Source organism: Flavobacterium ginsenosidimutans (assembly GCF_037478105.1).
GTDB classification, from domain to species: domain Bacteria; phylum Bacteroidota; class Bacteroidia; order Flavobacteriales; family Flavobacteriaceae; genus Flavobacterium; species Flavobacterium ginsenosidimutans.
The window spans coordinates 3579107-3592645 of sequence record NZ_CP147988.1 but is presented as its reverse complement, the minus strand read 5'-3'; the positions used below and the strand labels follow the sequence as shown (position 1 = coordinate 3592645).

The window sequence follows — 13539 nt, the reverse complement described above, 5'->3', positions numbered from 1 at the left end:
CGTTGTAATCAATTAAAGGGTAAAATTAGCAGACCATTGTTCCAAGAGACTTTTGTAAGGCTTAATGAAATGCTCTTCTGCATATTTACCCTGTTCAACAGCCAAACGGCTGCGCTCTTCGCGGTCATAATCCACGCGGGTAAGTGAATAATCTTCGTGTTTAAGACTAGGTTGATAGATTTTCCCAGCCACTGAATTTGCATTGTAAATTTCAGGGCGATAAATCTTCTGAAAAGTCTCCATCGTGCTGATTGAGCTGATTAATCCAAGATCAGTATAATCAGCAAGTAGATCTCCGGAATGATAAAAAGCCATTGGTGCCACACTGTTCTGAGGCATGAAAAAACGAACTTTTAAGCCCATTTTAGAGAAATATTCATCAGTGATAGAATACTGATCCTGCAGATACTCAAAACCCAGAACCGGATGCTGATACTCAGTGCGGGTATAAGTTTTGTTACTCGATACACTTAGACAAATGATAGGTGACATCTTAAAGTGCTCTTTATAAGTGACTGAATTCACAAAGCACTTATAAAGTTTTCCGTGCAAATCACCAAAATTTTCAGGAATAGAAAAATTAGATTTGTTTTTATTGTACTCAATCAATAAAATACTGAAATCATAATCACGAACATAAGAGGAATAATTATTCCCGGCAACTCCTTCGATTTGCTGGCCAGTCTTACGGTCAATAATATTTGTTTTTAAAACTTCAATCATCGGTAGATCGTTACTACCATTCTTATCATCAATACTCATCGTTACTGTGAGAATTTCAAGTTCCACATGGTAACGATCCCCTTTTGGATTATCCAAATGAGCCAATGCATTGAATCGATTGTTAATCATATTTAAAGCACTGCGTAAGTTTTGCTGACGATTAGCTCCTCTTGCCAAGTTAGCAAAATTGGTTGTCAAACGCGTTTTACTTGAGGGGTGATAATTTTCATCTAAACACGTGCTTTTTAGCGTGAACACAAAATCATTTTGGATTGTATTCTCGTTATTTTCAATATCCTGCTTTTCGCTTATTCTTAAATCTTCTTTTATGTTCGCTTTCATCTGATGACAAGGTTTAGTTTTTTTACCCTGCAAATTTTAAAACAAAAGATTTAATATCCTATTAAACAAAAAAATACAGTTAATTATTCTTTTTTAATACATTTTTAAAGATTATTAATCTTTTTATAAATAAAATATTGAAAGAAAACAGATAATTATTCTTTAGAGAACTAGGATATGACTGATTTGAAGTTTCCCATAGCAATTCAAGCCTCGAAAAACAAAACAAATAAATTTATATTTGCCAAAAATTAAGATAGACATAGCAATGAATTTGATAGAAAATTTAAAATGGCGCTACGCCACAAAAGCTTACAATAACATTAAAGTAACAGAAGAGAAGATCGATCAGATCTTAGAGGCTATAAATCTTTCAGCATCTTCTTGTGGTCTGCAATCTTACCGTGTTTTTGTTGTAAGCAACCCAGAAATCCAAAAAAAATTAGGTGCTGATTCGTATAATAAACAGATTAGCTCTTGCTCTCATTTGTTGGTTTTTGCTGCATTCAATGACATGACTCCGACTTACATTGACAATTACATGGAAATGACAGAAAAGCAAAGAGGTCTTGATGCTGGTGCCTTATCAGGATTTAGAAATGGATTACATTCCTATTTTAGCTCTATTAACGCAGAGCAAAAAGCACTTTGGGCGGCCAAACAGGCTTATATTGCACTAGGAACAGCACTTATTGCCGCGGCAGAATTGAAAGTGGATGCCACTCCTATCGAAGGATTTAATGCTTCTATTATCGATGAGGTTTTGGGTTTGAAAGAGAAAGGGCTACATTCCGCAGTTATCCTTGCTTTAGGATACCGTGATTCGGAAAAAGACTATATGGTAGCTACGAAAAAAGTTCGTTTGCCTATAGATGAAATGATAACGAAAGTCTATTAATATTATTTAGTTTGCTGCCCATAATTTAATTTTTCATTTCATATAATTTATAATTAAATATCTTCCAAATATCAAAAATTAAACTATCCGATTTTTAGAAGATATTTAATGATTTCTTACTGGCTCAATTGTAAAATGTTAAGCGAATGATAATTCTTAAATAAAGAAAACCACTACTAGGTCTCTACGCCAAAAAAGCTTATTTCAACAATATTCTTTCAGTAATAGCTTTATTTGATGAAGCATCAATTCCGGTAACTTCGGCATACTTTACATTTGGCAACCAAAATGAACCTCCTTCAATGCGCACAAATATTTTTTCTACCTGTATTTTTTTCTGATTTACATTTACAAAAACATGATATTTTTGATCTGAATCTATCTTTTTCAAGATTAAGGGCAATTTTTTATACGATACAAATTGAAGTTCAAACTCCTCATTATTCAGGGTTTTACTTTCTATTCCGTATGCAAATTTGCGTTGTATATAATTAAAATCTTTCTTCTCTCCTTTCTCAGCATATCGAATCCAATATGCTTTTATAGGATTGCTTTTGTCTATCCTTCCATTTTCCTGGTAGTTTATGGCATAAATAGCAGTGTTTGTATTTGGGTCTCGCTGAATGTAAAACAGCATATTATCTATGTTTTTAGGTGTTGGAAAATTTAATGGCGATGGATTTTTGGATTGTGCCGATAGATTTTCAGAAACTATATTTACTAAGATCGTTATAACGATTAGTGATTTTGTAAAATGTTTAAATGATAAGTTATTCATGACGAAATATTTATGCACCCGTTGGGTACAATTATTTTAACACACTTCGACTCCGCTCAGTGCAGGCTAGAAACATAGATTTAGAATGCTTAAAAAAGGCGTTTCACTTGTTTAAATAAACATAGCTATGTGTTAAGGAAACTAGTTTCTTTTTTATATTCTTTTTACGCAACTAAAAACTATCCCGAGGCTTCGGGACTATGTGGTAAAAAAATTATATCAACAAGTTTATTTATATTCTAATTTGATTCGATTGCTTTCTGTTCTTTCTTTATTTTAAAAACCCAATATTTTATCAATGGGTAATTAAATCCATAAGAAACAAAACTATCCGTGATTAATCTTCCGATTCTGTAATCGATTTGAAATACCTTTTGCAAAATAAGTGTACCAAATGATTTTAAGGAAATGCTTCCCAACACGACCAACGCAAATTTAAAAAGCTGACTATTGATGCGGCTGCTATATCCCGATTGATTTTTAAATACCCAAAATCTATTGATGCTAAAATTGATAATGGCGCCAATGGTTCCTGAGATGAGAATAGAGAAACTAAAATGCAGTTTAAATATTTCTGTGAATAAAATCATTAAACCATAATCGGTTAAGCCTCCTACAAATGCCGCAACTTGTGCTCTTAGAAAAGTAAAAATAGCTTTTTTCTTGAACATTTCAGCCTTGGTTTTTATCTTTTAGATCGCCCAGCTTTAAAAGTTTCAAGCTGTCTATGGTATTGATTATAAGTAACACAATCGTGATTAAGCCAGTCAAATAGGCAATTGATCCGTGAAATAAAACTTCTAGAATTAAAATTAAAGCAATAATAAATCGAAGCTCTGTTGGACCAACAAAGCCAGAATCTATACTGTATTCATTAGTGATTTTGTAGCGCAACTGACTGATAATAATAGACCAGCCATACAATGCGACAAAAGCAAAGGCTACTATTTGTGTGCCATTTTTAGCATAAATGTAGTAGCCAAAGCCTATAAGTACAATACCGATCCAATCGGCAATAATATCGAGTGCAAAACCATACCAGCGGCGCGGAATATTTCTATAATAAGCCAATCTTCCGTCTAAAGAATCACCTAACCAATTTATACCTAACCCGATAATACCCAAAAGTAAATACCAAGTTTCTACATAAGTTCCTAAAACAAAAGCTAAAAAAACGAATCCCGAACCAAGCGTGCCAATTAAAGTCAGTAAGTTTGGTGAAATGAATTTAGGCACTTTTGGAAGCAAAAATACAATCGTTAACTGTTCTGCTCTTTTTAAAATATTAGTTCGCTTACGGTCAGAAAATGTTCTTTGCGCAATTGCACTATAATCTTCGACCTGTGATTCTTTTCCCATTAGTCCAATATTTGTAAGCCTGATAGTATAGCCAATTCTAGTTTTGCGATTTTTAGTTTGATTTTTCTTTGCTTATTTTTAAAAAAATCTGTGGTACTTTTTAGCTTACCTGATCTAACCAGATAACTAAATGCAATAACAATTAGCATAATTATTTAACAATACCCGCAAAACGTTGATAGAAAACCGTTGGACTGTTTTCATTTTTAGGTGCATATTTTCCTGCTATGATTGGAATATAAATAACCCTTCTTCTGCTTTCTTCGCCACGAACAGATGATTGTGCAACTCTGTGCCACAAACGTCCATCGTGAATGGTTAAATCTCCAGCTTCTGGAATGATAGAAACTTCCTCTGGATCAGCTTGATGATCTAAAAAGTATTTTTTACGGAAAAGCATTTGATAAATACTTTGCTTGTGAGTACCTGGAATAATTTTAAGACCTCCGTTTTCTGGTTTTAAAGTACTTAAGTGAATACCAACATTTAACATTGGGTTTAATTTTCCACCATAAAAAATATCTCTCAAACCATCTGTATGCCAGCCCATTTTAGTAAACTTACTTTCTGGTCCATTGATATAATGATTGAAAACCATTCCGTCTTTTTCTTCAGTTCCTAATCTTGCGCCATCGCCTGCCAATGGCAATAAACCATTAAATCTTGGATCAAGTAAAAGTCCGCTTAAGGCTTGATGATGCTGATTGATAAAAGCAAAACGCTGTACAATAGGAGAACCATCTAAATCTTTTCCGAATTTAATAGGAACACCATTTACTTTTTGAAGATTGTTTTCAATCCAATTTTGCTCCACTTGTTTCGAGGCATCAATGATGGATGAAACTGTTTCTGGATTTATAAATTTTTTGAAATGAATGAAGCCATGTTCGTTAAAAAATGCAATTTGCTCATTAGTTAATTGCTCAGTAAGGGTAAAGGTTTTATAAGAAGATCCCATGATAATATAGATTTAATAAATGAAATAATAGTGTTCGTAATTTTATCTAAAAGACTGCAACAACAGCAACAACAATACATTAGCATGTTTTTGTGCATTCGACCTTTAGGAAAATTAAACATATTTTTTCTTTTATCTGACATACTCTATAGAATTAGTAGAATTTAATACAAACATAATATATATTTTCTCTTTTGCAAAAAATATTTTTTATTTTTTTCGAAAAAAAGATTAGATAAAAGCAAAAATAAGCAAAACGGTTAAAACCGTTACTATACAGTGGTTTATAAAACGTGAGGCAAAATTTGGAAGTGAGTGTCCGACAGGTTTTGAGCTAAAAATGACATGGTTAGGTTACTAAATCATTACTGATTACACCTAAATTGAAAATGATTTAAAAGTCTATATTTCAGTCATTTGCATCGTTTTTCATATTCCCTTGTAACTCAATGAAAGTTAATTTTAAACGTTAAACAATTGAGTTATGGAACAAGAAAAAAGATCCACGTTCAAACTGCTTTTCTACCTAAAGAAGAATGAACCTAAGAAGAACGGGAACGTCCCTATTATGGGGCGTATCACCATTGACGGAACGCCAAAATCCTTTAGTGCCAAATTAGACATCAACCCCAACAACTGGGATTTAAAGCATGGAAGAGTTCTGGGTAAAAGTGCCCAGGCGTTAAGTATCAATCTTAAGTTGGATAATATACGGGTACGTATCAATAAGATTTATGATGATATGCTCAAAGATGAAGGCTTTGCAACCGCACAAAAAGTCAAGCTGTCTTTTTTGGGGGTTGGTGTTATGGAGGATGCCATCCTCAAAGTATTCAAGGACCAAAATGAGGATTTTGAAAGAATGGTCAGTAAAGGAAAGCGTTCTCAAAATACCTACAATAAATACAAGACCGTTTTCAACCATCTATGTGAATTCATCCGTGAAAGGTATCACAGGGATGATTTGGCCTTTAGGGAACTTACCTCAGATTTTATCCGGGAGTTCGACTTCTTTTTGCGTATAGACAAGGAATGCACGCACAATACAGTTTGGGTTTATACAATGCCGGTAATTGCTCTGGCAGACCTGGCTATTAAAAAAGGGCTGATACGTCAAAATCCTTTTGAGGATTATGAAATCAGTATGCAGGAAACCGATCGCAGCTATCTTCTAAAAGAGGATGTAGAGAAGTTGATGCGTTTAAAGCCGTCGAAACCTAAATATGAAATCGTAAAAGACCTCTTCATTTTCAGTTGTTTTACTGGGCTATCCTATATAGATATCCAAAAGTTAAAATGGAGCAATATACAGTCATTCTTTGATGGTCATCAATGGATCATTAGCAGAAGAAAAAAATCGGATGTGGCTTCTAACGTCCGGTTATTGGAAATACCCAAACGTATCATTGAGAAATATAGGGGATTTACCCGTAACGATCACGTATTTCCCGTACCCTCGAACGCAACATGCAATAACCACGTAAAGAAATTAATAGAAGAAGCAGAAATTATTACCGAACAGAAGATAACCTTCCATACTGCACGTCACACATTCGCTACTATGTTTTTAACGGAGGGTGTACCACTTGAAAGTCTTAGCAAAATGATGGGGCATAAAAACATTTCCACCACACAGATTTATGCCAAGATTACCAGTCAAAAGATCAGTAAGGATATGGATATGGTGTCAGATAAATTCAAAGCAATGGAAAGCGGCTTTTTGGAAGTAATATAGATTTCACAAAAAACAAAAGCAGGTCTAGGTCTTGCTTTTGTTTTTTATTATTGTCTTTTTAAAGTCAGAGAAGCAAGTGATTTCCTTACTTTCTGATACCATTCGCATGATTTCTCCTGAAAATTTTCATATTTATTTACTTTCCAAGTAAGATAGAATCTTTATCCCACTTGATTCTCTGTCCGTATTTATAAAGTTCATTATAGATATTAAAAAACTTAGCCTCCTCTTTTTCAGTGAGGGATGTATTTGAGAACATAATTACAGCCACCTCTTTATCTAAATCCGAAAGCATAAATGTCCTAACCCCAGGATCGCTGCCATTATGTCCAATTCGTTTTCCGCCCATCTTTGTAGCCCAAAATATACCTGAATTAAGGTCTTTGGGGTCGATGTTTTCCGGCTTGTTCTTTTCATTAAATTGAAAGGCCAACATCTGCCCGACAGTTTCTTCTTTGAGAATTCTGGTATTTTTATACTTTCCATTATTCAGCAGAGCGATAAAAAACTTGGACAGATCATCTACTGAGGTGTGTACACCACCATCAGGATAGGTCGTCAATCCATATAGCTCGATGTTCTTGACACCAGCATCCTCCTTCACATACAGCTTCGCATGTTTTTTGAGGTTGATTTCTGATAAAAACCAGCCTGTATGATCCATTTTTAATGGCTTGAATATGTAACGTTTACTGTATTCGTTCAATTTCTGTCCGGTGTGCTGTTCCACAATAAAGCCAGCGAGTGCCGTACCTATATTTGAATATTCGCGGAAAGTACCCGCCTTATGATCCAGAAAATTCTCTTTTGAATAATACTTGCCTCCCGCCACGAAATAATTCCTAAGAAAATCGCCCAAAGCCTCCGGGGAGTCTTTCCCATTAATGTAAAGACTATCCGTATAAAACGGATACCTATCTGTTAAGCCCGAAGTATGGGTTGCAAGGTGCCGTAGTGTTACACGATCCTGCGGAAAATATGGATTCACGATCTTAAATGGCAGATACCTGTTGATATCTTCATCAAGTGAAACCTTGCCTTGTTCAACAGCTTTCATCAGGCAAGCCCCCGTCACTGTTTTAGTTATGGATGCAATGTTCATTATTGTAGAGGTAGTAAAAGGTTTATTGTTTTCTCTATCGGCAAAACCAAACCCTTTTTTCCAGACAACTTGCTTGTCTACAATAATTGCAGCGCTCAGGCCAACGATACCGCTCTCGGCCATCTTTTTGTGAAGGATACTATCGATCTGTAAGGAAACATTCACGCCCTTATTTTGCGCAAATAGGTTATTTGTCCAGATCAAAATACATAGAACTACTGTTACTAATTTTAATTGCATTGTCACTTACTTCTAATATTACGAATCATGTTATTTTGGATTTGATATTTTAAATACCATATCGTTGATTGCGTTTTCAATAGCTTTTGGCTGTTCCTGGTTGATATAATGACCACTGTTCGGTACTAAGATTTGTTTGCTGTCTGACGAAAGTAGTAAAAAATCTTTTTGCATTTTATTCCAGGCATTTATCATTTCCATTTTATTTTTTTTTTCTTTTATAACATTCTCATAGCGATTGTCATCTGCTGCTGTCAATATAACAAGAGGAATAGTGCCGAAAGATTTTATTTTAGATGCCTCTATTTTTATCGAGCCCATCTGATCCTGCTCCTCTAACACGGCATCGGCACTTTTGTAAAGCAGAGCGGGCATTATGGAATTTTGATATTCATATTCTTTACCGCTCGGAAACATATCTTTGAACATCAATCTGGCAAGTCCGAAAGTGTTTGCAAACTTTAGAAAACCACTTGGCAGTCCCTGATTTACCATTTTGAAAAGTTCCGGTGAAAGATATTTTTCATCATCAGGGCATTGGCTGTCCACAAATATTACACCTCCAACATCTTTAGGATATTTGTTGACGAAAAACCGGACAAGCGTTCCGCCAAATGAATGCCCAATTAGAATATAAGGTTTAGGCAATCCCGCTTTTTCCAGCAAAAGATGTAATTCTTCCGCCATTTTTACTCCCGACTTTGGATTTTTTCCTCTTTCACTCCACAAAATTCCTGCCCTGTCATAGGAAATACTCGTATAAGAAACTGGTAATTCTTTTTGGATATTGTACCACTGTAGGTGTCCTGCTGGATCAAATGCGGTTTCAAAAACAACGGTAGGTCCGCCGTTTCCTTTTTTGTAATAATGCAGGCGATGATTTTCAACTACTGCAAAGTTTCCGTCAGGATTAATCTTTTCGGCATCATGTCGGGATTTCCTTTCGAAGATAAATCCTGCAATGAGTAACAATATCACAAAGGAGATTAATGCCAAAGCTATCCGTTTTGCCCATCTGAGAATTCTTTTCATTGTTTTTTTATATTAAGACATTTTGGTTTGGATTTTTATTACATCAGTGTATTTTCCTGGGTATCTTTTTTATTTTTTCCATCCAACTTTTTTTCGCCATATAATATAATCCGCGTTTTGATTTTCAATGAATTCAATACTTTCGATGGGAAGGATACTGTCAATCTTTTCTTGCGTAAGCTCTGGCAGATGATTTTTTTTTCTTAGCCCATTGATTTCGTTTTTATTGATAACCGGATAAATTGTGCCATCTGAATTAAGCTGAGTTCCAAATTTCTGTGGCTTCCCTTGAAAAAACTGAATCCTGTCAAATAAAAATGCTAGATGCTTCAAATTAACATCCGCCGAATTTTCCAGCATTAGTTTGTAAGAACTTTTCATAAATTCGGGCTCTGCTATCGAATGTTGAACAATAAGCCAAGCAGCATCACTTGCCTTTTCCCCCACTTTTGAGATGGTTGGAAAACCAATTTCCTTGATTATTTCTTTTAGACGTTGGGCATTTTCTTTATGCAATTTTTCCATTTCAGGATGATATCCGTCAGAAAGTTTGTTTATGGCCAATAACTTTTCCCTCATCAGCAAATCTTTTTCTGCCAATTGTACCAATTCTTCAGAGAATTTATCTTTCATACTTTTAATTTTCTTACCTATTGTTTTCCTGCTTTCATAAAAAATCAGCATTCTCGTAAGAATAAATAACACTCACGATTTTCCATTTGCCTTCGGCTTTTATAAGATACCAATATTCATTTGCCTTTTTCTAGTATAGAATTGAGGAATTTTTTGTATTCACAGGATTTTTTGCCAGTCATTTTTGTTGGATCCTGTTTTTTAGAACACCAATCCATATTACGGGATTTTCATGGAACAGACTATAAAAGGTTGCTGGATCTTTTTTGATGAGACTTTCTTTAAACTGTTGAACAACTTTTCTAATTTCGGCTTTTTCGCTTACAAAATTTTGAGCCATTGTAAAATTGGACAGCAGAATAAAGATGAAAACATGAATTATTCCCATAGGCAGATATCTATTGTTTTGATTTTTTTGAGGTCAATTCGGCAATGTCCTTTACCGCTTGTGTTGGAGAATTACAGTCACAATTGCTAAAACCTACTACGTAAATATCTTCACTTGGTATGTAGACAGCCATCGTCTTAAATCCGAATATACTTCCGCCATGCTCACGCGTTGGCACTTTATCTATGTCCCTGAGATGCCATCCGTAACCGTAGGTAAAATAATCGCCGTTGTTTAGTGTATACTTGCTGAAAGCTTTTTTCGTTTCAATGCTATCAAGGAGAATATTTTGGTTCAGCGCATTTTGCCATTTAAGCATATCGGACAAAGTCGACATTAACGAGCCGGATGAAAATGGAACGCTGAAACTGATTACTGTTTTATTGACATAACCAGATTCCTTCTTATGATATCCATAAGCTCTATTCTTGATAACTTTCCGATCACTGGCATAAGAGGACTGGGACATTCCGGCTTTGTCGAAAATATGTGTACTGATATAATCTTCATATTTTTCGCCGGAAACAAGTTCAATCAAATAGCCCAGCAAAACATATCCCGAATTGTTATAATCGAACTTTTCACCAGGTGCAAAATCAACAGGTTCATTCTTAAAGAAATCAACCATCATTTTGGGAGTCATTTCTTTCTGTGCAATGTCTGATAAAGATTTCATCTTTGTAAAGTCCTTTATCCCCGAAGTGTGGGTTAACAAATGGTGTATGGTTATTTTATCTCCATTCGGGTAATCCGGAATATATTTCGAAATACGGTCTCCAACCTTGAGTTTGTCCTGCTGTTCCAACATCAATATGGCCACTGCGGTAAACTGCTTGGTCATGGAGCCGAGCTCGAATACATTATCTACCGACATATCACTACCTAGTTCCAGGTTTGCCTTTCCAAATGCCTTCTGATACACAGGTTTTCCGTGATGTGCGATCATGAATACACCACCGGGAGCATTCTTATCATTAAAATCTCTTGAGATTAAACTATCGACTGCTTTTTCAATGCTTTGAGCTTTGATGGTAAATGAGCTTAGGGCAAATATCCATAAGAGTAATGATACACTGATATTCTTCATTTTTTTACTTAGTTATTTCTTTAATTAGACGCAGTCAGAATGCGATTGGTTACAGAATATAAAGTTATCATAGTAATTTTTTACCTTTTCTGATCGCCAAATCCTCTGCGGGATATTCTTATATTACAAGCCACACCTGAAAGCAGTTATTTTCTAGATCCATAGATTTTAATATTACTGATAAGCACTTTTGCACCATTTTCATAGGTCCATGGAGCGGTAAAATAAAAGTTTTTGGCAACCGAGGGATTAAAGAAGATTCCTTCCTGTAGTTTTTGCCCGTCCAGATATACGGCCATCCGCTGTCCGTCTACAGCTAAAACTACGTGTAAAGGGCGGTTTAAATAATTAGAAAGGTCAAAAGCGGTATTGATGAATTTTTTAGGGCTGCTGTTGCCAAAATTTACCTGGTCACCATCATAATAATGGAATTCGACATAAGCGCCTGCATTGCTGGTGTATTCCCCTGCGCTGTTGTCTGTGGCAAAACCAAATGACATCGGCGAAATATCCTTTATCTTCTCACCTGTTGCCAGCACATCAAATTCTACGGTAAACTGCCTGGGGTATATTATTGCTTTAGAGAATTTATAAGTCGTTTTATCCTGTAAGGCCAGCCATTTCCCGCTATTCCCCTGTACCGTTTCCACATTAACTGTGCCTTTGAACTTGCTTTGTGCTCCGTTTTTTGTACCTGAGAAATCTTCGGAAAAGATCAGCGAATCTCCTGTTATAAAGTTTCCGGTATCTTTTGCATGATAACCTGTTTTCTTTGCACCACCTTTTTTTTCAATAATTTCCCCGCCTTTATCCTTTGCCTTTTTTAATAATCCATCGAGCTGTGCCTGGGCTTTTATGCCGGAAAATAACATTAACAATACAATCAGGCGAATTGGTGTTTGATATGTTCTCATAATATTTTCGTTTGGTAGATCATTCCCTTAATAAAAATTAAACTCAGTTGAGTTTTATCTTAACAATTTCCCCATCCTGGTTAACCTCTACAAATGCTTCGATCCTGTCCTCATAGTCAACAGAATAGCTCTTTTGCTGATAGTAGTCGGTCTGCCCGCCATAATTGTTATACCCTGATCCGGTATATTCATTATAGGTCCCATTATGCGTATAGCCCAGAAAACCTTGCAGGAAATATTTGCCCGGCTTCATATCGGGAAACGTAAATTCCCCGTCACTGTTGGTAATTGCTTCAAGCCTGTACCTGTAGGCATCTTTGGAAAGATAGACATAACGTCTTTTTCTCAGGTTTTCTTTTTCCTTTCTCAAAGCATACCACGACTCCAGATATGGTGTTACGGGGAATAAGGTAACCTTTATCTGATTGGCATATATGCGTTGCCCGACTTTGAGTCCCCATTTGCTTTTCGCTTTGGTAAAAGCTATTCCCTTGATGGTGGATGTGCCTTTGGCAAGCTTTTGTTTCGCTTGCAATGAATCAAAAGGGACCTGCGGATAAATCGCTTCAATTTTATCTTTTTTCTCCGGCTCCTTATATTGTGCCCTTGCAGGGGATACTGCGTAAAGGGTTATCAGGAACAACAGTACTGATTTGTTTAAGTGCATATAATTATGGATTTATTATGGTCTGATAAGGAAGATTGAATGAACCATCCGTAATACTGATAGCTTTACCGGCCATGTTACGTACGGTACCCGAAAATGTACCTTTAATGTCCTGCTTACCGAGTGCTTCTATCTTTAGGGTAAAAACGTCATTCGCGAAGGATGTATTGTAAAGTAACGTTCCATCGGATGTCTGTACGGCATAGCGTGCGATCATTTTTTCCTCCACCGCGGTAGAATACGTGCCTTCTGCGATATTACCTCCAAGCTTCCATATCTCGAAATCCAATGAAGGCGGAATAGGCTGGCCAGAAGCCGGATAAGAAGTTTCATAACCTCCCACTACAATATGTTCCCAACGATTGTCATTCCCACCGCCCTGAAAATTAACCGTGTGGAAATCTACCTTCCTTCCGTCAATAGCAGCCCTGAAGTAATAATCCGTAGAAACATCATTACCTCCATCTTCATCTTTAGAGCAAGCCGAAAATGCCAGCGGGATAACTACGGTAAACAAACATGCCCATAGTCTTTTGAATCTTACCATATTTTTCATCTTCATTTCTTTCATGGTTAAATGTTTTTTTAAATGGTACTTCAAAGCTAAGGCAAGCATCTGCGTTTTTAAATACCCTGTTTTGATGCTTTTTTTCTACTGGTTTTTCAGTATTTTTTTATCTGCT

14 protein-coding genes are annotated in these 13539 nt (G+C 35.8%); 2 read left to right on the top strand and 12 right to left on the bottom strand.

Annotated elements, in window-relative coordinates:
• Positions 1 to 12 precede the first annotated feature (12 nt).
• Positions 13 to 1065: a DUF1852 domain-containing protein gene (locus tag V6624_RS15795; protein WP_338839310.1), complete on the bottom strand. Its 1053-nt coding sequence runs from the start codon at positions 1063 to 1065 to the stop codon at positions 13 to 15.
• A gap of 268 nt (positions 1066 to 1333) precedes the next feature.
• On the opposite strand from V6624_RS15795, the gene V6624_RS15790 reads away from it, so the two are divergent.
• Complete coding sequence (locus V6624_RS15790) at positions 1334 to 1963, top strand: nitroreductase family protein (RefSeq protein ID WP_111290822.1); 630 nt, start codon at positions 1334 to 1336, stop codon at positions 1961 to 1963.
• Positions 1964 to 2162: 199 nt separating this feature from the next.
• Here V6624_RS15790 and V6624_RS15785 read toward each other — a convergent pair whose 3' ends face one another.
• From V6624_RS15785 to V6624_RS15770, 4 genes are all read right to left on the bottom strand, one after another.
• Positions 2163 to 2741: a DUF4833 domain-containing protein gene (locus tag V6624_RS15785; RefSeq protein WP_338839309.1), complete on the bottom strand. Its 579-nt coding sequence runs from the start codon at positions 2739 to 2741 to the stop codon at positions 2163 to 2165.
• Between the two features lie 239 nt (positions 2742 to 2980).
• The gene (locus V6624_RS15780) at positions 2981 to 3412 is read right to left on the bottom strand and encodes a GtrA family protein (protein WP_111290820.1); all 432 of its coding nucleotides are present in this window, start codon (positions 3410 to 3412) and stop codon (positions 2981 to 2983) included.
• Between the two features lies 1 nt (position 3413).
• Entirely contained in the window at positions 3414 to 4100 is a 687-nt protein-coding gene (locus tag V6624_RS15775) for a CDP-alcohol phosphatidyltransferase family protein (RefSeq protein ID WP_338839308.1), read from the bottom strand.
• A 151-nt stretch (positions 4101 to 4251) separates the two neighbouring features.
• The gene (locus V6624_RS15770; protein WP_111290816.1) at positions 4252 to 5058 is read right to left on the bottom strand and encodes a phytanoyl-CoA dioxygenase family protein; all 807 of its coding nucleotides are present in this window, start codon (positions 5056 to 5058) and stop codon (positions 4252 to 4254) included.
• Between the two features lie 484 nt (positions 5059 to 5542).
• Here V6624_RS15770 and V6624_RS15765 point away from each other — a divergent pair, with 484 nt between their 5' ends.
• Complete coding sequence (locus V6624_RS15765) at positions 5543 to 6793, top strand: site-specific integrase (RefSeq protein ID WP_338839307.1); 1251 nt, start codon at positions 5543 to 5545, stop codon at positions 6791 to 6793.
• Between the two features lie 136 nt (positions 6794 to 6929).
• Here the strand turns inward: V6624_RS15765 and V6624_RS15760 are convergent, their stop codons facing one another.
• The 7 genes from V6624_RS15760 to V6624_RS15730 form a co-directional block, all read right to left on the bottom strand.
• On the bottom strand, positions 6930 to 8135 hold the full coding sequence (locus tag V6624_RS15760) for a serine hydrolase domain-containing protein (RefSeq protein WP_338839306.1): 1206 nt from the start codon (positions 8133 to 8135) through the stop codon (positions 6930 to 6932).
• A 30-nt stretch (positions 8136 to 8165) separates the two neighbouring features.
• A complete protein-coding gene (locus V6624_RS15755; protein ID WP_338839305.1) occupies positions 8166 to 9167 on the bottom strand; it encodes an alpha/beta hydrolase in 1002 nt (333 codons plus the stop codon).
• 69 nt (positions 9168 to 9236) lie between these two features.
• Complete coding sequence (locus V6624_RS15750; RefSeq protein WP_338839304.1) at positions 9237 to 9800, bottom strand: DUF6624 domain-containing protein; 564 nt, start codon at positions 9798 to 9800, stop codon at positions 9237 to 9239.
• Positions 9801 to 10198: 398 nt separating this feature from the next.
• Positions 10199 to 11275, bottom strand: a complete 1077-nt coding sequence (locus V6624_RS15745; RefSeq protein ID WP_338839303.1) for a serine hydrolase domain-containing protein — start codon at positions 11273 to 11275, stop codon at positions 10199 to 10201.
• Positions 11276 to 11421: 146 nt separating this feature from the next.
• Positions 11422 to 12189 (bottom strand): hypothetical protein, encoded by a 768-nt coding sequence (locus V6624_RS15740; RefSeq protein WP_338839301.1) that lies wholly within the window; start codon positions 12187 to 12189, stop codon positions 11422 to 11424.
• Between the two features lie 43 nt (positions 12190 to 12232).
• Positions 12233 to 12856 (bottom strand): hypothetical protein, encoded by a 624-nt coding sequence (locus V6624_RS15735; protein ID WP_338839300.1) that lies wholly within the window; start codon positions 12854 to 12856, stop codon positions 12233 to 12235.
• Positions 12857 to 12860: 4 nt separating this feature from the next.
• Entirely contained in the window at positions 12861 to 13472 is a 612-nt protein-coding gene (locus tag V6624_RS15730) for a hypothetical protein (protein WP_338839299.1), read from the bottom strand.
• Between the last annotated feature and the right edge of the window lie 67 nt (positions 13473 to 13539).